This window comes from Roseibium album (genome assembly GCF_965233825.1).
GTDB lineage: Bacteria > Pseudomonadota > Alphaproteobacteria > Rhizobiales > Stappiaceae > Roseibium > Roseibium album.
In genome coordinates, this window is record NZ_OZ247583.1 from 4,798,476 (window position 1) to 4,819,203 (window position 20,728).

The following is a 20,728-nucleotide window of genomic DNA, read 5'->3' on the forward strand; positions in this document are numbered from 1 at the left end:
GGTTCACCTGATTTAGAATTGTCTTCCTAAAAAAAAAGCGCCGGTCTTGCCGGCGCTTTCCTTGAGCTTACTGCCCGGTGGCTGCCGCCACCTCTGCGGCGAAGTCCTGTTCCTCTTTTTCGATCCCCTCACCCAATGCGAAGCGAACGAAGCCGGAAAGTTTGACTTCTGTACCCAGTTCCTTGGCAAGCGCCTCTACAGCCTGTTCAACCGTTTGGTCCGGGTTGATTACAAAAGCCTGTTTCTCGAGGGTAACTTCCTCGTAGAATTTGCGCAAACGTCCTTCAACCATTTTTTCAATGATGTTGTCCGGTTTTCCAGATTCACGCGCCTGTTCGGAGAACACCGACTTTTCACGCTCGACAACCGCCTGGTCCAGCTCTGCAACATTCAGAGCGAGCGGGCTGGTTGCGGCAACATGCATGGCAATCTGCCGGCCAAGCGCATCAAGCTTTGCCTGATCACCTGCCGACTCAAGCGCAACGAGAACGCCGATCTTGCCGAGACCCTCGGCAACCTTGCCGTGAACGTAGACCGATACAACGCCTTCGTTGACTGCAAGCAAGGCAGAGCGACGAAGGGTCATGTTTTCGCCGATGGTTGCAATTGCATCGGTGATCGCATCGGATACCGACTTGCCATCGAGATCAGTCGCAGAAACGGCTTCAACCGAACCATCGGTTCCGACGGCTGCCTTGGCAACTTTGGTGACAAGTTCCTGGAAGCCTTCGTTACGCGCGACGAAGTCGGTTTCGGAGTTCAGCTCGATCACGGCAGCCTTGCCACCGTCAGCAGCAACACCTACCAGGCCTTCAGCAGCAACTCGGCCTGCCTTCTTGGCAGCCTTTGCCAGGCCCTTGGTGCGCAGCCAGTCGACGGCCGCCTCCATGTCACCGCCTGATTCGCTCAGAGCGGTTTTACAGTCCATCATGCCAGCGCCGGATTTCTCACGGAGCTCTTTTACCATCGCAGCGGTAATGCTCATCGATTGCCTCGTGGATGGGAGGTTTCAGATAAGACGCGGTTTAGCCCATTGCATCGCGCGTCTATATGACGGGACTGCAACAAAGTGCAGTCCGCCTTGCGAATTCAACATAAAACTGCCGCGAGAGCCGCGGCAGAAATATCCTAGGCTTCAGCCGCGACAGGCTTGGCTTCAGCCGGAGCTTCTTCAACTGCAGGCGCAGCTTCTTCAGCGACCGATGCCGCTTCTTCAGCTGCAGGCGCAGCTTCTTCTGCGGCAGGTGCCGTTTCTTCAGCGACCGGCGCAGCTTCTTCAGCAACTGGTGCAGCTTCCTCGGAAGATTCAACGAGTGCTTCTTCCAGCGGAGTCTCCTCCGATTCTCCGATATCCATACCGGCCGCACCCTGTGCACGGGAAATGCCGTCGATCGCTGCACGGGCGATCAGATCGCAATAAAGCGAAATCGCACGGCCGGCGTCGTCATTGCCCGGTACCGGATAGGTGATGCCATCCGGATTGGAATTGGAGTCCAAAATAGCAGCAACCGGAATACCCAGACGGCGGGCTTCTTGAATGGCGATAGCTTCCCGGTTTGTGTCAATCACGAAGATCAGGTCGGGAATACCGCCCATATCCTTGATACCACCGAGGTTCCGTTCGAGCTTCTCGCGCTCGCGGTCCATGAACAGACGCTCTTTCTTGGTCAGAGCATTTGCCGCATCGGAGGACAGGGTTTCTTCAAGTTTGCGCAAGCGCTGGATCGACTGGGAAATGGTCTTCCAGTTGGTCAGCATACCGCCGAGCCAGCGAGCGTTGACAAAATACTGGGCAGAGTTGCGTGCAGAAGACGCGACAGCGTCCTGTGCTTGACGCTTGGTCCCGACGATCAGCACGCGGCCACCGCCAGCGACAGTATCGGATACTGTCTTGAGCGCCTGGTGCAGAAGCGGAACGGTCTGGGACAGATCCATTATGTGAACATCGTTGCGTACACCAAAGATGTACTGACCCATGCGCGGGTTCCAACGGTGTTTCTGGTGACCAAAGTGAACGCCGGCTTCGAGCAGCTGACGCATGGTGAAATCGGGCAATGCCATGGCCCTTAATCTCCTGAGTTTTCCGGTTTAACCTCCGCAAGAGGAGTATGGGCCGGAGGATCACTCCTTTCGGCCACCGGATGGACCCCGATAAGCTCAGGTTCCGCCCCTTGCGTGTGGAATTGGCGCCTTATAGTTGGGGCGGGAATTTATTTCAAGACCCAAATCCCGGTTTTCTTTAACGCATTTCGGAAGATTGGGTCACTACGACAAAATTCCAGCCACGCCCATATCCTGGCGAGCGCAGAAAACCGGACTCAGATGAGCGGAGAGAGAAGCAAGCCCTACGAAACGCTTCAAACATATAGCACGGATGGAAGAACGACGATCCCGGGCAATCTCAGTCGCACTCAGTCGATGACACTCGCGCCCTGCGAGCCGGCAGACCAGTGGTCTGGCTGGACGCGCACAAAGACCTGCGCCCGACGCCGGTCGTTGACCTCGGCATCTTCGGCCGAATCTTCAGCACTGCGCAGGGCCAACGCGATCGAACCTACCTGTTGCGCCTGAACAACAACTTCGGATTGAAACAGGGTCAGTTCCAGCGTCGCGGTTCGTTTGGGCGAAAGGTTCTTGGTATCCTGCTCTCCGGCGGTTGTACTGTCGATGGCCAGAACGCGAATGTTTTCCAGGATCGTTTCACTTGTCACCCCGACACCATCGACGCGTTGCGTCAGGATAAGATCGACCTTGTCTCCGGGAAGAATGAAGCCGCCTGCTGAGGTTTCCTGCTCCACCTTGACAGCGATCGCCCTCTTTCCCTTTGGCAGGATCGTCGCCATGTATCCCTTGTCTGTTCGAATCAACCGTTCCCCGCGGATCGGTTCACCTGAGTAAATTGCTGACTTGGCGATACTGCCGAGCACTTCGGGGTTTTCGATATTGTGGGTTTGCTTGGTCAATGCGCCATTCGGCACAGCGTTTTTCGGCCATTCCACCCAGGCAAAGTCCCTGTCGGTGATCTTGCCACCTTGTGGAATATCCTTGGCAGCAACCAGAACCTGCGCGTGCACGACCGGTGCCGGAGGTGGCGGCGCAATGGCGACCTCCTCAGAGTTCCTTACAAACTGGAAGGCTTGATATCCCGCGCCAAGGGATACGAGCAGTACAAATATCCTAGCGAGCGTCGTCCACAATTTGCAAATTCCCAGCACACACTTTTGTTTTCATCTTGACAATACAGGGAACTGGTTCCGAATATAAACAACTTCGCGATAGAAACTAATTCTACCATTAACAATTTGCCAAAATTTCAAGTACTGTTCAAAACATTAAGAACTTGGAAGAACAATTACTCTAACATTGCATTAATAAAGTCATTTGAAATCTAAAAGTCTGCTCCAAAACCTCAATTGCGAAACTTTCTCAATCCAATAAATTCGATTCAATCCTGACGCGTCTCGCCTGCCGGTCAATTGCATGCACCGGAGAATCGTCTGGTTGAATGGAAATTTACCGATCAAGCAACCTGAACATCCGTCACCCCAGGGACAGCCTTCAGCGCCCCCGCGATTTCTGGTGACAGGCGAAATCTTCCGGGAAGTTTCACCTCGACTTCGCGTGCCCCGTTTTCCAGAAGCACAATCACCGTAACGTCCCCCTCGCCTCTGACGTGAAGCTGTTTTGCAAGGCTTTGAATCGGACGTTCGTCGCGAACAAACACGCGCATGCTTTTCTGGAGACGAGCAGCCACCTTGTCGATCGGATCAACTTGCTCAATGCGAAGCGAAGGTTCTTCGTCCCTCATGTCGGCACCGACAAGAACAACGACCGACCGGCCAGCCTGAAGCACATCGCGGTACTGTTCCAGTTTTTCCCGAAACAAAAGTGCTTCGTATTGGCCGGTTGCGTCCGAAAGCCGGGCAATCCCCATTCGGGTCCCGGATTTGGTTTTGCGTTCCTGCATGGAAACCACCGTACCGGCCAGGCGCCCGTGCGATGCACCGCGCTTCACCGCTTCGGCAAACTGCGTCCAGGGCTGCGCGCGCATTTTTTCAAGGACACTTGAATATTCATCAATCGGATGCGCGGAGAGATAAAACCCGATCGCGGAAAGTTCCCGTTGAAGTTTTTCTTCGTTGGTCCAGCCATGCACCTCATCGAGCTGCAAGGGTTCCTCACTGTCGTTGCCCCCAAACAGCTCATCCTGACCCAGCGTCCTGTTTTCTTCCGTTCGCTGTGCCAATCCCATGATCCGGTCAATGCCTTCAAAAACCCGTGCGCGGTTCGGCTCGAGCTCGTCAAAAGCGCCTGCAGCAACAAGGTTTTCAAGTGTTCTTTTGTTGAGTGCTTTCGGCGAAATTCGGCGTGCGAAATCGCCAAGGCTCGTGAAGGGTTCATCGCCACGGACGTCTACAATATGTTCAACGGCCTGTTCGCCGACCCCTTTGATCGCGCCCATTGCATAAAGGATCCTGCCGTCCGCGACGTCAAAAAAGACCTGGCTGCGGTTGATCGATGGCTGCTCGATGACAATCCCCATCCGCCGTGCTTCCTGCCGAAAGTCTCCTAGCTTGTCGGTATTGCCGAGATCGAGTGTCATGGAGGCGGCCATGAACTCAACCGGATGGTTCGCCTTGAGCCAGGCGGTATGATAGGAAACGAGCGCATAGGCCGCAGCGTGAGACTTGTTGAACCCGTAATTGGCGAACTTGGCAACAAGATCGAAAATCGTTCCTGCCTGGGCCTTGTTGATGCCGCGTTCCACAGCACCGTCGACGAAACGGGCTCGCTGGATTTCCATTTCAGCGGCAATCTTTTTGCCCATCGCCCGACGCAGCAGATCAGCTTCGCCGAGCGAGTATCCGGAAAGAACCTGCGCAATCTGCATTACCTGTTCCTGGTAGACGATAATGCCGTTCGTCTCCATCAGAATTGTTTCAAGTAGAGGATGCAGGCAGTCAGGATCCTGTTCGCCGTGTTTTACCGCATTGTAGACCGGAATGTTTTCCATCGGGCCCGGGCGGTAAAGCGCCACAAGTGCAATGATGTCCTCGAACCGGTCCGGCTTCATTCCTGCAATGGCTCGGCGCATCCCCTGACTTTCCAGCTGGAACACGCCGAAGGTTTCGCCGCGCGCAAGCAGCTCATACGTTTTGAGGTCGTCAATTGGCAGGCCGGCAACATCAACTTTCACTCCGCGCCGTTCGATCAACCCGACCGCAGTATCGATGACCGTAAGGGTCTTCAATCCGAGAAAGTCAAACTTAACGAGGCCGGCATCCTCAACCATCTTCATGTTGAACTGCGCAACCGGCATGTCGGAGCGGGGATCGCGATAGAGAGGCACCAGTTGTTCCAACGGCCGGTCACCGATCACGACACCCGCCGCATGCGTTGACGCATGCCGGTAAAGGCCTTCAAGCTTCTGCGCCATTCCCAGCAGTCGTTCGACGATCTCCTCTTCCTTGGCTGCTTCACGCAGGCGCGGTTCGTCCTCGATGGCCTGGGCAAGCGTGACAGGGTTGGCCGGATTTGCCGGAACCAGCTTGCACAACCTGTCGACCTGACCGTATGGCATCTGCAGCACACGCCCGACATCTCGCAGCACCGCACGCGCCTGCAACGATCCAAAAGTGATGATCTGGGCAACCTGCTGACGCCCGTATTTTTCCTGTACGTATCGAATGACTTCTTCGCGGCGGCTCTGGCAGAAATCGATATCAAAATCCGGCATCGAGACCCGTTCCGGATTGAGGAACCGTTCGAACAGCAACGAAAACCGCATCGGGTCCAGATCGGTAATTGTGAGCGACCAGGCAACAAGGGAACCAGCACCTGATCCGCGCCCCGGACCAACCGGTATATCCTGTGCCTTGGCCCATTTGATGAAATCGGCGACAATCAGGAAGTAACCGGGAAATTTCATGCGCTCGATAATGCCGGTTTCGTAATCGAGACGCTCCCAATAGTCCTTTTCTTCAAGGCCTGGCGCCAGTCCGTGGGCATCGAGCCGGGCCTGAAGCCCTTCCCTGGCCTGACGCTTCAATTCCTCGGATTCCGCGCGCTCCGCTTCTTCCGGGTCGGCATCGGCGCTGGCAAACCTCGGCAGGATCGGCTCCCGGCGAAGTGGCCTGAAGCTGCACCGCTTTGCAATTTCAATCGTCGAGGCGAGAGCTTCCGGCAAATCCGCAAACAGCGCGCACATTTCCGAACGGCTCTTGAAATAGTGTTCCGGTGTCAGGCGCCGCCTGTCATCCTCGATCAACACCCGTCCCTCGGAGATACAGATCAGCGCGTCATGGGCCTCGTAGTCTTCTCTCTTGGGAAAAAAAGCCTCGTTCGTCGCAACAAGCGGCAAACCGAACTCATAGGCAAGATCGATGAAAGCGTCTTCCGTCTTGCGTTCGCCTTCCATGCCGTGTCGCTGAATTTCAATATAGCAGCGCTCAGAAAATCCCGTTGAAAGCCTGTTCAGGCGTGACCGTGCAATGTCTCTTTGCCCGGCCAGAAGTGCCGCGCCGATCGGTCCAAGGTGCCCACCTGTCAGAACGATCAGGTCTTCTGACTTGGAAAGAAGTTTCTCGATCGTGACGTGGGGTTTGAGACCGGTATCGGTGTCGAGAAAGGCTTTTGACGTCAGCTCCATGAGATTGCCGTAACCGGTTTCCGTCATGGTGATGAGCACGACATCGGCAAGCGCGAGTTCACCGCGGCGGCCGCTCTCCAGGCCATCGTCAAAATGGATCGATAGCTGACATGCAGTGACCGGCTGGATACCTGCGCCCCAGGCTTTCGCGGAAAATTCCTGCGCGCCAAACAGATTGTTGGTATCGGCGATCGCAAGCGCAGGCTGCTCGTCCGCCTTGGCAAGGTCCATCAGCTTCTTGATGGGCAAAGCACCTTCAAGGAGTGACAGCGCCGAATGCACTCTCAAGTGAACGAAACCGACCCCGGCGTCTAACCGCTCCTTGACACCTGAACCTTGTAAAGAACCAGCAGGTGGATTGTCGACGTCGGTCATATCGGGGCTCGTTTCAATTCAAGGAATCAGCTCCTAGTGAAACGTGTCTGCGGGGACCTGTCGACCCGTCCGCAAACTTGTACCCGATGTTCTTTCCTGGGTTTGGATCTTCAATTCGAACAGCCGTACTCGCAAAAGGTCAAACTTGTCGAGCGACCGGTCCAATTCAGCTGGCAGCGAGCAACACATCACCCCAAACGGCAAGTGTGGTGCAAAAAAAGACCAGGGACGCAAATGCTGCAAAATCACGAGCGATGTGGAACATGTTGTCCTCCAACTTTCAATCCTTGCTTAAGAATGACTATGTTCCATCTTTGTTCTATATGCAAGCACTTTTTGTTCCCCTTGCCTTGGGGGAGATCAAAGGCTTTTTAAACATTACGTTTTTGCTTTGTTCCTCGGACCGAGTACATGGACGATATGCCTGAGCCAATCGCTGCGGAAATCTACCCCGTCGTGCTCAGGGGTTGAACCAGGCCGTCTTCCAGAGTGATTGCACGATCCATGCGTCCGGCGAGCCCCAGGTTATGGGTGGCAAACAGTGTCGCGACACCGGACGCGCGCACAAGGGCTGAAAGCGCTTCAAACACATAGTTGGCGGTGTTTGGATCAAGGTTGCCGGTCGGTTCGTCGAGAAGCAGAATTCGCGGTGCATTGGCAACCGCCCGGGCAACCGCTACCCGCTGTTGTTCACCGCCCGACAGTTCCGACGGGCGGTGGCTGCCGCGCTCACCGAGGCGCAGATACGCCAGTAGCTCGTCCGCCCGTTCGGCGGCGACCTTGCGGGGCAAGCCACGGATCATCTGCGGCATCATGACGTTTTCCTGCGCAGTGAACTCAGGCAGCAGATGATGGAACTGATAGACAAATCCGATATCGTTGCGGCGGATCGCGGTGCGTTCGTCGTCGGACAGATCCGAACAGTTTACGGGCCCGAGAAAGACATCTCCGTCATCAGGCCTCTCCAAAAGACCGGCGATATGAAGGAGAGTGGACTTTCCTGTACCGGACGGTGCAACCAGGGCGACCATCTCCCCTGCCTCGATCCGCAGATCAGCCCCCTTGAGAATGTGAAGCTCCCGGGCGCCTTCGTCAAAGCTCCGGGTAATACCAGAAAGCTGCAGCGCGGCCGGTGCAAGTTCGGGAACCGGTTGCGGATCAACTGCCATATTCATCTCCCGCTCCTTACTCATATCTCAGAGCTTCAACCGGATCGAGACGCGCCGCCCGCCATGCCGGATAGAGCGTTGCCAGCAGCGAGAGAGCCAGGGCCATCAGCAACACGGTCATGGTTTCACCGCTGTCGATCTCTGCAGGCAGTTTGGACAGGAAGTAAAGCGTCGGATCGAAGAGTTGGGTCGATGTAAGCCATGAAACAAACTGACGAATGCTCTCGATATTCAGACAGACGATCAGTCCCAGAAAGAACCCGGCAAGCGTACCGACGCATCCGATACTCGCCCCGGTGATCAGGAATATCCGCATGATAGAGCCCCGCGTTGCACCCATGGTGCGCAGGATGGCAATGTCCCTGCCCTTGTCTTTCACCAGCATGATCAGTCCGGAAATGATGTTCAGCGCAGCGACCAGAACGATCAGGGTCAGGATTATGAACATCACATTGCGCTCCACCTCCAGAGCCGAAAAGAATGTGACGTTCCGCTGACGCCAGTCCGTCACGAATGCCGGGCGGTTCGCGCCTTCCTCGATCGCATTGGTCATCACTCCGACATTGTCCGGATCGACCACATAGATTTCGATACCGGTTGCCTTGTCACCCATGTTGAAATAGGCCTGCGCTTCTTCCAAAGGCATGAACAGAAATGTGGAATCGTATTCGCTCATGCCGATTTCGAAGATCGCTGAGACCGGGTAGGCTTTCACCCGCGGCGTCACCCCCATCGGCGTGACGCTGCCGCGCGGTGAAATGATGGTTACGTTGTCGCCGACGACCAGGCCGAGTTGCTGTGCCATCCGCGACCCGATCGCAACGCCTTCCCCCGCATCGAAGCCATCGATCGTACCGGAACGCATATTGTTGGCAATCAGCGGTATCCGACGCAGATCGCTTTCGTAGACCCCGCGCACCAGAGCCCCGAGGTTTCCTGCCGGTCCTGACACAAGGGCCTGCCCTTCGATGAACGGAATGGCGGCGACGACGTCTGGAACACCTTCAAGGCGCGCCGACACTGCATCATAGTCGTTCAGCGGCAGGTCAATGGGTTGCACCAGCATGTGACCATTGATGCCCAATATCTTGCCGAGAAGTTCGGATCTGAAACCGTTCATCACTGCCATGACAATGATGAGCGTCGCAACCCCGAGCATGATTCCGGCAAACGAAAATCCGGCGATCACCGAAATGAACGTCTCTTTTCGGCGGGAACGCAGATATCTGCCTGCAATCATCCACTCAAAGGTGGAGAAAGCCCGAGTGGGCTGAGCCGCTTTCCGGCCTTGGCCAACGTCCACAGTGTCTGTTGCCGTCATCGTAAATCCACTTCAGCAATGCCCGAGCAACCGCACTTGTTGCGGCCGAATCCCCGCCTAGAGGATCACCGGACCGGATCAGTCCGTCAATGCCGCCGTGAGTTTGTTCAAGGTTGCTTCAGGGGTCAGCATTTCCTTTTCCCCAGTTGAGCGTTCCTTGACTTCAAGCAGGCCGTCCCTCAGTCCCCTCGGACCGACGACAACCTGAAACGGCAAACCGATCAGGTCCATTGTGGCGAATTTCGCTCCGGCGCGTGTATCCGTATCATCATAGAGAACCTCGATCCCGGCTGCCTCGAGCTTGGAATAAAGGCTTTCCGACGTCGTATCCGTCAGCTCATCTCCCGGCTTCAGGTTGATCAGACCGACATGGAAAGGTGCAACTGATTTCGGCCATATGATTCCATTGTCGTCATGATTTGCCTCGATCAAGGCGCCAAGAAGGCGCGATACGCCAACACCGTATGATCCCATGTGAACCGGGACCTCGGTGCCCTCCGTCGTGGCTACCTTCGCACCCATCGGTTCAGAATATTTCGTGCCGAAATAAAAGGTCTGTCCGACTTCGATACCCCTGGCAACAATCCGCTTGTCTTCCGGGACGCTGGCCTCGAACTCCGCCTTGTCAACTATGTCTTCTGTCGCCGCATAGTGCGAGGTCCAGTCTTGCACGATTGGCGTGAGATCATCGTCGAAATCGACCTCTTCACCCGGAGTGTCCTTGGTCAGATAGTCGGAATGACAATAGACCTCGCTCTCGCCGGTATCAGCCAGAACGATAAACTCGTGACTGAGGTCTCCACCGATCGGACCGGTCTCGGCCCGCATCGGAATCGCGGTCAGGCCCATGCGCTTGTATGTACGCAGATACGCGACAAACATCCGGTTATAGGATTCAACGGCCCGCTCCTGATCGAGATCGAAGGAATAGGCGTCCTTCATCAGAAATTCACGGCCACGCATGATGCCGAAACGCGGACGGACCTCGTCACGAAATTTCCATTGTATGTGGTAAAGATTCAACGGAAGGTCCTTATAGGAGCGCACATAGCTGCGGAAGATTTCCGTTATCATTTCTTCGTTTGTCGGACCGTAGAGCATGTCACGCTCGTGTCTGTCCGTTATGCGCAGCATTTCCTTGCCGTAAGCATCATAGCGGCCGCTTTCACGCCAAAGGTCGGCGGATTGAATTGTCGGCATCAGAAGCTGTATGGCGCCGGCCCGCGCCTGTTCCTCCTCAACGATCCGTTCGATCTTGCGCAGCACCTTCAGACCAAGCGGCAGCCACGAGTAAATTCCTGCCGACTGCTGCCGGATCATTCCGGCGCGCAACATGAGCCGGTGGGAGACAATCTCGGCTTCCTTGGGAGTCTCTTTCAGGATGGGCAGAAAATATCTGGAAAGACGCATCAATATACTCTCGATTTGCGCTTGGCCTAATTTGTGCGCAGTCAAACCGCATGACGCGCCTAAAAACAAGCCCTTTACGCAAACCACCCATTCATTTGCCGAAATAGTCTTCTTTGCAGACTGAAATCGGGAGCAATCCGTCGATTTTCTACCCCTGTCTCGTCGAGAATTTCAGCCGAATGGCGAACGCTCGGGACTGCAAATTAATTAGGCAAGCAAAAAAAATAGACTCAGTGCGACAAACAGGTGACAATCATAAAACAATCCGATAGGTTCCGTCCTCATAACAAAAAGAAGTCTCGGCAGAAATGCCAAGATGCTCAAGGACATCGCGGTCTGAGTCTTGGGAGGAAGGGCCCTCTGGCGCATCTTCAGATTGCAGCCGCCCGACCAGGTTGGTCAAACAGCCGGTAAGGGATTGGGGTCAATTTAGACGCGGAACTACCAAAGGCAGAGCTTGGCTCTGCCTTTTTCTTTTTTTTCAACGCTTTACGACGACTGAGATCGGGTTCCTTTTCGGACACACCGAAACCTTCCACAACATTTGCAACACTTTTGCCGCGGATTGTTACGCGAGCGGGCAAAACAGATTAACCATAGGTTGATTTACAAAAGAGAATCCGCATAAATTTCATTGAAAATAATACTAATGACTCTTTTTGGGGAATGAATCGATCCATGCTTAGATCTTTCACGATGGGTGTAACATTGTTGTTTGCCGGAACAATCGTACCGGCAACTGTGCAGGCTGGCCCGGTCAACGGAACGGGTTTGGTCACACCGGAAGTCATTTTCGGTTCCGGCAACGCAAATGGCGCGTTCACAGGTGTGAATGCCAACAATGTTGAATTGGGTCTTCGAGGAAAGCTTCGCTACAACAACAGTGGGCTTCCGGAAAATACCTTCAATTACGACGGCGATCGCACCTACACCTTTTCGCCCGCATCAAGCAATGCACCCTCAAATCGCTCTGCATTCAACTTCGAATGGTCAATAAACTCAAATGTATCGGGCATCGGAACGCGTAATTTGACCGACCTGACATACCTGTTGCAGGTCGACCTGGATCCGGGTTCTGGAACAAGTTTCCAATCCTTCGACCCAATCAACACTCTCTTTGCAGATCATGCCCTGGGGAACAACTCCACGGCGAACGGTGCTGGTGTTTCAGACCTTTTTTTGTATTCCGCTATCGTCGGAAACTACAATGTCGCACAGAACTCATGGAACCTGGGATTCAGCACCCTTTTCCCCGGCATTGCTGATCCACAGGCCGAGGGCCTTTACACCATAAATCTGTCTGCCGCGCTGAATGGCGATGTTCTTGCCTCGACATCCATAGACATCGTGTACGGGGTGACACCTGTCCCGGTGCCTGCTGCGCTGCCACTTCTTGCAGGAGGACTGGGTCTGCTTGGCTTCGTGGCGCAGCGAAGAAGACGGCGTCAACACTGACCTTCAACGTCCGGCATCATTCTGGACGAACGCAGCGGCCCTCAGGGGCCGCTTCCACGAACGATTGCCTTCTTGTTTGAATTCAGGGTCCGCGAATTTGCGATGGCATCAATCAGTTAGACTGTCGCTGCTGCTTGGAGGTTTCAAGAAGGGTATATCGTCGAGACCGAAGCCGGATTGCCGCAAGGCGATGTAGCTGCTGAAAACGATTGTGGTTACCACCGTTGTCAGCACGATTACCCTCAGAAATCTGGGCTTGTTCGGCGCGCTTGCCTCTGTACCGGGAACAATGTCTCCGGCCTCCTCCTGGGTACGGTGAATCCCGAACGGCAAGATCGCAAACAGGATGATCCACCAGAGCATGAAATAGATTGCCAGTCCGAACGCCACCGACATTATTCAGGCCTCTTCCAGTTCCGTAAGTGTGCCGAGAAAATCTTTCGGATGAAGAAAGAGGACCGGCTTGCCATGCGCCCCGATCTTCGGTTCACCATCGCCCAGGACCCGTGCACCATCCGCCACGAGCTTGTCCCGTGCAGCCAGGATGTCATCGACTTCATAGCAGACGTGATGAATTCCACCGGAGGGATTCTTCTCCAGAAACTTGGCAATCGGCGAGTCGTCACCCAGGGGCTCCAGCAGCTCGATCTTGGTGTTCGGCAAGTTAATGAACACAGTGCTCACACCATGATCCGGCTGTTCTTCCCTCGATGAGACGTCCGCTCCAAGCGTATCCCGGTAAATCGCCGTTGCAGCATCGATATCCGAGACAGCAATGGCCACATGATTTAGCCGACCGATCATATCACTTCCTCCGCATGGGCGGCTGTTATGGCCGCCGGATGGACTATAGTTGGGTCACCATCACCTTACAGAGCGTCTTTTTGCCCCACACGTTGAGGATCTCTGCGCGAGCGGCCCGCCGGGCAGCTTCCGCGACCAGATCCTTGTCCTTGCGCCGGGACTTCGGAATACTCGTTACCGCGCCTGTCACAGCCTTGACAACGATGGCTTCCATCGGATCACCGTCATCATCCGTGTCCGGCAACCCGAGCAGGGTAACGTGCGGATCAGTGAGCAGTTCCCCTGCCCGGTTGACAACCAGTGCAATCACGGCAGCGCCGGCAAACGACAATTTGCGCCGCTCTTTCACTCCGGTCACTTCCGGATCGTCAAGAATGTCTCCATCCTTGACGAGAATTCCCGACGGCGCTTCGTCAATGACCGCAGCCTTGCCCGCATTCAGACAGATGATGTCCCCGTTCTTGCCACGCACAACTTCGGGAACACCCTGTTCCTTCGCAAACGCGGCATGTGCGGCAAGATGCAACGGTTCGCCGTGTACGGGAAGCACGACTTTCGGGTTGAGCACTTTGTATAGTTGCTCCAGCTCGCCCCTGCGCGGATGACCGGACACATGCACAAGCGCGTCCTTGTCCGTGACGATCCGGACATCCTTGTCGGCAAGGTTGTTGAGCACCTCTGCAACCACCTTTTCATTCCCTGGGATGGTCCGGGAGGAGAAAATCACGGTGTCACCTTTCGAAAGCGCGACATTGCGATGGTCGCCGGCGGCAATGCGCGCGAGTGCAGCCCGGCTTTCGCCTTGCGAACCGGTGCATAGCAGAACTGCCTTGTTTCGCGGCAGATAACCGAAAGCTTCTTCATCGTGAAACTGCGGCAAGCCATCCAGGTAACCAAGTTCGCCTGCCACTTCGATCACGCGGTGCATCGACCGGCCTACGACAACAACATCCCTCTCATTGGCTACCGCTGCTTCTGCAATAGCTCGTATCCTCGCGACGTTCGACGCAAAGGTTGTAACCGCGACACGCTGTTTGGCCTTCGCCATTACCTTCTTCAGCTCTTCGGCCACATCCGCCTCACTGGGACTGACACCATCCCTGACCGCATTGGTGCTGTCGCACACAAGAGCCATGACGCCTTCCCTGCCCAGCTCGGCCAGACGGTCCATATCAATGGGCAAGCCGACGCCGGGCGTCAGATCGATTTTCCAATCACCGGTGTGCAGCACCAGTCCGGCCGGTGTCCGGATCGCCAGTGCACAGGGCTCCGGTATCGAGTGCGCCATTGCGACGAATTCGACATCGAACGGACCGATCTTGTGCCGTTCGCCTTGTTTCACGACAGTTACCGGAACCTCTTCCGCCCCCGGTTCGCTCTCTGACTTCGCAGCCAGAAGCCCCGCAGTAAATGCGGTCGCGTAAACCGGAACCTTCAAAAAAGGCCATAGATGCAGTATGCCGCCATAATGATCCTCATGCGCGTGGGTGATCACCATCCCGGCAATATTGTCGACCTCATCTTCAAGAAACTTGATGTCGGGGACAATTACGTCGATGCCGGGCAGATCCGGCCCCGCAAAACTTACCCCGCAATCAACAATCAGCCACGTGCGGTCGTTCGCCGGACCATAGCCGTAAAGACCGAGGTTCATTCCTATTTCACCGACCCCGCCAAGAGGCAGGAATACGATATCATTCTTATTCTTGTTGGCCGAAGCCATGGATTGCTCCTTCAAACCTGTAGGCAGGCAATTTGCCGGAACTCATTCGCCGGACAAAAACACGTCGCCTGCATAAATGGTGCGCATTCCGCCATCATCCTGCTTGAGCACGAGATGGCCACGCGCATCCAGATCGGCAAAAATGCCGGAAATTTCTTCTCTGGCTGTCCTGACGGTAATTTCTTTGCCCAGATGGGCCGCCCGTTTGAGCCATTTCTTTTGGATCGTTTCAAATCCGCCCGGTTTCCGCCAACCGTCAAGCATCTCCGAGAAAGATGACGCCAGCGCCTCGAACAGACGCTCAGCCGACACCTGGAACCCTAGGCTCCTGAGATCGGTTGCCTGATACAGCGAAAGCGGCGGGTGGGAAATACAATTGACCCCGAAGCCGATAACAACAGCCTGGCGGCCATCGGCAAGCACTTCTGCCTCAAGCAGAATGCCCGAGAGCTTAGCCCCGTTGACCAGAAGGTCGTTCGGCCATTTCAATTCCACCAGATGGAGCGTTCCGGCTGCTTTGTCAACTGCTTCCGCTAGAGCAACCGCCGCAACAAGAGGCAATTCACCGATCCTGTCAGCGGGTTTCGGGTCGACCAGAAGCAGACTGGTGAAGAGATTTCCCGTCGGGGAGGACCATTCCCGACCCCTGCGCCCACGCCCCTCGGTCTGTTCCTGTGCACGGATCCAGAGTCCGCCGGCATGACCCATTCGAGCCCGTTCGAAGCAAAGGGCATTGGTGGATCCGACGATTTTATGGTCTTCAAAGAGAAAATCCGGCGCACCAGGCGCCGGACGTTCGGAATAATGATCTGCCATGCGCTTGGTCAGAACAGTGATTGTGCCGCGGTGCTGGCCGCATTGACGACCTGTCCCGGCGCGAGCCAGAAAAGCACCACGAAGACGCTCGACAGGCCAAGAACCACGCGCAATTCCATCGGCATGGTTTCAAAGCCCTCTACCGGCTCGTCAAAGAACATCACCTTGACGATGCGCAGATAATAGTAGGCTCCGACTACGGACATCAGCACACCGATAATGGCCAGGGGATAGAGACCGGCCTGAACGGCAGCCACAAAGACGTACCACTTGCCGAAGAAACCGACGAGCGGCGGAATACCGGCAAGCGAGAACATCAGGAGCGCGAGCAGGATCGCCATGGGAAGATTGGTCTGGGACAATCCGGCAAGGTCATCGATCTCTTCGACCATACCGTCCTTGCGGCGCATTGACAGGATGCAGGCAAACACACCAAGCGTCATGCCGAGATAGGCAATCATGTAGAAAATGACGCCTTCGACGCCGGTCTGCGTTCCCGCGGACAGCCCCACAAGCGCATAGCCCATATGCCCGATCGAGGAATAGGCCATCAGCCGTTTCAGGTTGCGCTGACCGATTGCGGCAAAGGCACCAAGCGCCATGGAAGCAATCGAGACAAAGACGATAACCTGCTGCCAGTCACTGGTGACAGGATGAAACGCCTCGATGACGATCCGCACCAGCATGCCCATCGCGGCGACTTTCGGCGCCGCAGCCAGAAACGCTGTCACGGGTGTCGGTGCACCTTCATAAACGTCAGGTGTCCACATGTGGAACGGCACGGCGGATATCTTGAAGGCGAGACCTGCCAGGATGAATGTCAGGCCAATGACAAGACCAATGGACGCTCCGTCATCCGTGAGAACTTCCGCGATGCCCGCAAAGGAAATCTGTCCGGTAAAGCCGTAAACCAGCGACATTCCGTAAAGCAGCATGCCTGAGGACAGCGCCCCGAGAACGAAATACTTCAGCCCGGCTTCCGTTGATCTCACACTGTCACGGTTGATTGCGGCCACCACGTAGAGCGACAGGCTCTGCAGTTCCAGACCGAGATAAAGCGCAATCATGTCGTTCGCAGACAGCATCAGCATCATGCCGAGCGTCGCAAGAATGATCAGGATCGGATACTCGAAATGATCGAAGGACTGGCTCTTGGCATAAGCCCAGGACATTGCAATGGCAAAGAACGAGCCAACCAGCACCATGAGTTTCAGCAAATAGGCGAACTCGTCCAGGACGAAGGATCCACCGAACGTCTCGCCAAATGTCGGAACGAGCAAGAGGATCAGGAACGCTGTGCCAAGCAGGCCCATAGCAAAGCCGAAGACCGCGTAGCTAACGCCTTTTCCACCGAAGGCGCCGATCATCAGAAGCACCATGGCGCCGACGGCCAGGATGATCTCCGGCAGAACCGGCATGAGATCTGGCAATTGAGTCACATCTGACATAGCTCTGTCTCGCCCTCGATACCTTAATGCGCCGCTGCAGCTGCCGCGGCGTGCTGGGTGACCCCGGCCGCCTCGAGCGCTGCAGTGTAGTGATTGATGAGATTGTCCACGGAGCCCTGTGTCACATCCAGGATTGCCATTGGATAGAATCCGAAGAAAATCGTCAGGACGATCATCGGGAACAGTATGACCTTCTCCCGAAGATTGAGATCCAGCATCGACTTCAGGCTTTCCTTCTCCAGCGCGCCGAACACAACACGGCGGTAGAGGTAAAGCGCGTAGGCTGCAGACAGGATCACACCGGACGTCGCCAGGAACGCGACCCAGGTGTTGACCTGGAATGCCCCCATGAGCGTAAGGATTTCACCCACGAAACCGGACGTGCCCGGCAGGCCTACATTGGCCATGGTGAAAATCAGGAAGGCCACGGCGTATTTCGGCATGCGGTTGACGAGCCCTCCGTAAGCGGAGATTTCGCGGGTGTGCATCCTGTCATAGATAACCCCGACACACAGGAAGAGCGCTCCGGACACGATACCGTGCGACAGCATCTGGAAGATCCCGCCCTGTACACCCTGCTCTGTCATCGTGAAGATACCCATGGTCACGTAACCCATGTGGGCGACAGATGAGTATGCAATCAGCTTCTTGATGTCTTCCTGGGCGAGCGCAACCAGCGACGTGTAGATGATCGCCACAACGGAAAGGGTAAAGATGAACGGTGCGAACATGTCCGAGGCAATCGGGAACATGGGCAACGAGAAGCGCAGGAAACCGTAACCACCAAGCTTCAGGAGAATGCCGGCCAGGATGACCGACCCCGCGGTCGGCGCTTCCACGTGGGCATCGGGCAACCAGGTGTGTACCGGCCACATCGGCATCTTCACTGCAAAGCTGGCAAAGAACGCCACCCATAACCACGTCTGCATGCCGGACGGGAACGTATGCGCCATCAATTTTTCAATGTCGGTTGTGCCGGCGTCCCAGTACATCGTCATGATCGCGATCAGCATCAGGACCGATCCGAGCAGCGTATAGAGGAAGAACTTGTAGGACGCGTAGACCCTGCGCTTGCCGCCCCACACGCCGATGATCAGGAACATCGGGATAAGGCCTGCCTCGAAGAAGATGTAGAAGACGAAAAGGTCAAGCGAACAGAACACACCGATCATCAGCGTTTCCAGAACCAGAAACGCGATCATGTACTCCTTCACGCGTTTCTGGACACTTTCCCAGGACGCGAGAATGCAGAACGGCATCAGGAAGGTGGTCAGGATCACGAACAGGACGGAAATCCCGTCGACACCCATCTTGTAGCTGATGTCACCACCGAGCCAGTCCCGGTTTTCCACGAACTGGAAGCCTGGATTGGCGTAGTCGAAATTGCCCCAGATGAACAGCGACAACAGGAACGTCACACCTGTGGTCACCAGTGCGACCATCCGGATGTTACGCTTGCTTCCTTCGTCATCCCCCGAAACGAGCAGGATGAAGAGCACGCCAAGCAGCGGCAGAAATGTCGTGAGTGACAGAATTGGCCAGGCAATCATTAGTGCGCACCCCCGCCGGTGCCGGCACCGGTGAACATTGACCAGGTAATAAGCGCTGCAACGCCGATCAGCATCGCAAATGCATAGTGATAGAGATATCCAGTCTGAAGCCTCACGACCCAGGACGTGACGTTCTGGACACGTGCGGAAATTCCGTCAGGACCGTAGCCGTCGATGACCGTACCGTCGCCCTTCTTCCAGAGAACACGGCCAAGCCACATCGTGGGACGGACAATCAGGAAATCGTAGATCTCGTCGAAATACCACTTGTTCAACAGGAACTGGTATAGGCCCTGATGGCGTTCCGCGAGCTTCTTCGGTGTTTCCGGAGAGCGGATATAGAACTGGTAGGCGACCAGGAAACCGAGAGCCATCATCACAAATGGTGACACTTTCACCCAAGCGGGGACAGAGTGCATTTCGTGAAGGACGTGATTGGCTTCCGACGTGAAGAGCGAGCCCTTCCAGAAGGCTTCATAGCCTTCACCATAGAATGAACTGTAAAAGATCATTCCTGCAAGCGCAGCACCGGCCGACAGGACGAACAAGGGGATAGTCATCACAAGCGGCGATTCATGAACATGTTTCATCACGTCCACCGGAGCACGTGGCTTGCCATGGAAAGTCATGAAGGTCAGGCGCCAGGAATAGAACGACGTCAGCGCCGCAGCGATCACCGTCATCCAGAAACCGTATAGCGCCATCGGGTTCGCATGTTCACCACCGGCACTGGCGTAAGCGGCCTCGATGATCGCATCCTTGGAAATGAACCCGGCAAATCCGAGATGCGTGAGTGGGATACCGACCCCGGTCAGTGCCAGCGTGCCGATCATCATCGTCCAGTAGGTGACCGGGATGTGCTTGCGAAGACCGCCCATCTTGCGCATGTCCTGCTCATCGGAAACTGCGTGGATCACGGACCCGGCGCACAGGAACAGAAGCGCCTTGAAGAACGCATGCGTGAACAGGTGGAATATGCCGATCGAATAGGCTCCAACACCGAGTGCCACGAACATGTAACCGAGCTGCGAACAAGTCGAATAGGCAATCACGCGTTTGATATCGTTCTGGACCAGGCCGATCGTTGCAGCGAAGAAAGCGGTTGTCGCACCGAAGAAGATGATCACCGTCAACGCGGTCTGGGACAGTTCCATCAGGGGCGACAGGCGTGCCACCATGAAGACACCCGCGGTCACCATGGTTGCTGCATGGATCAGCGCTGAAACCGGTGTCGGACCTTCCATTGCGTCCGGCAGCCAGGTGTGCAGCAGGAACTGGGCCGACTTGCCCATCGCTCCCATGAAGAGCAGCAGGCAGATAACCGTCATCGCCGCTTGCGGGTCAAGGTGATACCCAAGGAAGGTCATCACTTCGCCCTGCCCCTCGATGAAGGAAGGCGCGTCGTTGAAGATCGTTGTGAATTCGATGCTCTGGAAGATGAAGAAAATGCCGAAGATGCCGAGTGCGAAGCCGAAGTCGCCAATCCGGTTGACGACGAAGGCCTTGATCGCAGCCGCATTCGCTGACGGCTTCTTGTACCAGAAACCGATCAGCAGATAGGAAGCCAGACCCACGCCTTCCCAGCCGAAGAACATCTGAAGAAGATTGTCTGCCGTTACCAGCGACAGCATCGCGAAGGTGAACAACGACAGATAGGCGAAAAACCTGGGACGGTGCGGATCGTGGTGCATGTAGCCGATGGAATAGACATGCACCAGCGCGGAAACCGTGTTGACCACGACCAGCATGACCGCTGTCAGGGTGTCGACCCGAATGGACCACATGACTTTCAGGTCACCTGCGTCCATCCAGCGGAACAACGGCTCGATCTGCAGTTCGGAGCCGCCGAGCCAGAAACCGAAGAACGTGATCCAGGACAACAGGGCCGCCAGTATGACCAGCCCGCTCGTGACGTATTCGCAGGCTTTGTCGCCAATCGCACGGCCGAAAAGGCCGGCAATCAGAAAGCCTATAAGCGGCAGGAACAGGATTGCGGAATACATCAGCT

Annotated in this window: 15 protein-coding genes; 1 reads left to right on the forward strand and 14 read right to left on the reverse strand. The window is 55.6% G+C overall.

Going from position 1 to position 20,728, the window contains the following annotated elements; genetic code table 11:
• Positions 1-67: 67 nt before the first annotated feature.
• The 7 genes from tsf to proS all read right to left on the reverse strand — a co-directional run bounded on the left by tsf (position 68) and on the right by proS (position 10,924).
• Positions 68-985, reverse strand: coding sequence for a translation elongation factor Ts (gene tsf, locus ACO6TI_RS21885; RefSeq protein ID WP_422383379.1), 918 nt, complete (start codon positions 983-985; stop codon positions 68-70).
• Positions 986-1,128: 143 nt separating this feature from the next.
• Positions 1,129-2,061 carry a 30S ribosomal protein S2 gene (gene rpsB, locus ACO6TI_RS21890; RefSeq protein ID WP_209016832.1) on the reverse strand — a complete coding sequence of 311 codons (933 nt, stop codon included), beginning with the start codon at positions 2,059-2,061 and terminating at the stop codon, positions 1,129-1,131.
• Between the two features lie 350 nt (positions 2,062-2,411).
• Positions 2,412-3,197 carry a Flp pilus assembly protein CpaB gene (cpaB, locus tag ACO6TI_RS21895; RefSeq protein WP_055121179.1) on the reverse strand — a complete coding sequence of 262 codons (786 nt, stop codon included), beginning with the start codon at positions 3,195-3,197 and terminating at the stop codon, positions 2,412-2,414.
• A 323-nt stretch (positions 3,198-3,520) separates the two neighbouring features.
• Positions 3,521-7,024 (reverse strand): DNA polymerase III subunit alpha, encoded by a 3,504-nt coding sequence (gene dnaE / locus ACO6TI_RS21900; protein WP_422383380.1) that lies wholly within the window; start codon positions 7,022-7,024, stop codon positions 3,521-3,523.
• Positions 7,025-7,470: 446 nt separating this feature from the next.
• Positions 7,471-8,199 carry an ABC transporter ATP-binding protein gene (locus tag ACO6TI_RS21905; protein WP_108875998.1) on the reverse strand — a complete coding sequence of 243 codons (729 nt, stop codon included), beginning with the start codon at positions 8,197-8,199 and terminating at the stop codon, positions 7,471-7,473.
• Positions 8,200-8,209: 10 nt separating this feature from the next.
• Positions 8,210-9,514, reverse strand: a complete 1,305-nt coding sequence (locus ACO6TI_RS21910; RefSeq protein ID WP_055121177.1) for a lipoprotein-releasing ABC transporter permease subunit — start codon at positions 9,512-9,514, stop codon at positions 8,210-8,212.
• Between the two features lie 78 nt (positions 9,515-9,592).
• Positions 9,593-10,924 (reverse strand): proline--tRNA ligase, encoded by a 1,332-nt coding sequence (gene proS, locus ACO6TI_RS21915; protein WP_282047744.1) that lies wholly within the window; start codon positions 10,922-10,924, stop codon positions 9,593-9,595.
• Between the two features lie 678 nt (positions 10,925-11,602).
• On the opposite strand from proS, the gene ACO6TI_RS21920 reads away from it, so the two are divergent.
• On the forward strand, positions 11,603-12,379 hold the full coding sequence (locus ACO6TI_RS21920; RefSeq protein ID WP_422383381.1) for a hypothetical protein: 777 nt from the start codon (positions 11,603-11,605) through the stop codon (positions 12,377-12,379).
• Positions 12,380-12,487: 108 nt separating this feature from the next.
• Here ACO6TI_RS21920 and ACO6TI_RS21925 read toward each other — a convergent pair whose 3' ends face one another.
• From ACO6TI_RS21925 to nuoL, 7 genes are read right to left on the reverse strand one after another with little or no spacing between them, the layout of a single operon-like run.
• A complete protein-coding gene (locus ACO6TI_RS21925; protein WP_196918365.1) occupies positions 12,488-12,775 on the reverse strand; it encodes a DUF1467 family protein in 288 nt (95 codons plus the stop codon).
• 3 nt (positions 12,776-12,778) lie between these two features.
• The gene (gene mce, locus ACO6TI_RS21930) at positions 12,779-13,183 is read right to left on the reverse strand and encodes a methylmalonyl-CoA epimerase (protein ID WP_055121173.1); all 405 of its coding nucleotides are present in this window, start codon (positions 13,181-13,183) and stop codon (positions 12,779-12,781) included.
• A gap of 43 nt (positions 13,184-13,226) precedes the next feature.
• Positions 13,227-14,906 (reverse strand): ribonuclease J, encoded by a 1,680-nt coding sequence (locus ACO6TI_RS21935; protein WP_055121172.1) that lies wholly within the window; start codon positions 14,904-14,906, stop codon positions 13,227-13,229.
• A gap of 42 nt (positions 14,907-14,948) precedes the next feature.
• Entirely contained in the window at positions 14,949-15,722 is a 774-nt protein-coding gene (locus tag ACO6TI_RS21940) for a biotin--[acetyl-CoA-carboxylase] ligase (protein WP_350184199.1), read from the reverse strand.
• A gap of 8 nt (positions 15,723-15,730) precedes the next feature.
• Positions 15,731-17,170 (reverse strand): NADH-quinone oxidoreductase subunit NuoN, encoded by a 1,440-nt coding sequence (gene nuoN, locus ACO6TI_RS21945; protein WP_055121170.1) that lies wholly within the window; start codon positions 17,168-17,170, stop codon positions 15,731-15,733.
• A gap of 23 nt (positions 17,171-17,193) precedes the next feature.
• Positions 17,194-18,720: an NADH-quinone oxidoreductase subunit M gene (locus ACO6TI_RS21950; protein ID WP_055121169.1), complete on the reverse strand. Its 1,527-nt coding sequence runs from the start codon at positions 18,718-18,720 to the stop codon at positions 17,194-17,196.
• Positions 18,720-20,723, reverse strand: a complete 2,004-nt coding sequence (gene nuoL / locus ACO6TI_RS21955) for an NADH-quinone oxidoreductase subunit L (protein ID WP_422383382.1) — start codon at positions 20,721-20,723, stop codon at positions 18,720-18,722. The genes ACO6TI_RS21950 and nuoL overlap by 1 nt, the downstream gene beginning before the upstream one ends.
• Positions 20,724-20,728 lie beyond the last annotated feature (5 nt).